The sequence below is a fragment of the Lysinibacillus sp. VIII_CA genome (genome assembly GCF_049943995.1).
GTDB classification, from domain to species: domain Bacteria; phylum Bacillota; class Bacilli; order Bacillales_A; family Planococcaceae; genus Lysinibacillus; species Lysinibacillus pinottii.
Window position 1 is genome coordinate 1 of the sequence record NZ_JBNFXM010000091.1, and the last position, 358, is coordinate 358.

General features: G+C 39.1%; 1 protein-coding gene. It reads left to right on the plus strand.

The annotated features are described in order from the left end of the window. Positions 1-246, plus strand: a 246-nt coding sequence (locus tag ACP3VS_RS24340) for an IS110 family transposase (protein ID WP_426390304.1), incomplete at its 5' end; no start/stop codon positions are given. Between the last annotated feature and the right edge of the window lie 112 nt (positions 247-358).

Below are 358 nucleotides of genomic sequence, written 5' to 3' on the forward strand. Positions count from 1 at the left end.
GCAACAGGCATCTATTCAAAACCTGTCGAAGCGTTTTTAAAAGATTACGGCTATACGTACTGCCGCATGAATCCACTTGAAGCGAATTTACAGATGGCAACGATGCGTCACAATAAAACCGATATCAGTGATGCTCATGAACTCGCGAAGACACATTTCAAAATGGAACGCGAAACAACGTACATACAAGATTATTATTATGAACAGATGCGTGCACTGACTCGTTATTACGATGAAATTGACTAAGAAATCATTTTACTCAAAAGTAGAATGCATGCCATATTAAACCTACAGATATTCGTTGTGATCAAGCACGAGATTACGCAGCTCGCGTTGCGGATTTACTAGAGAAAAAAGA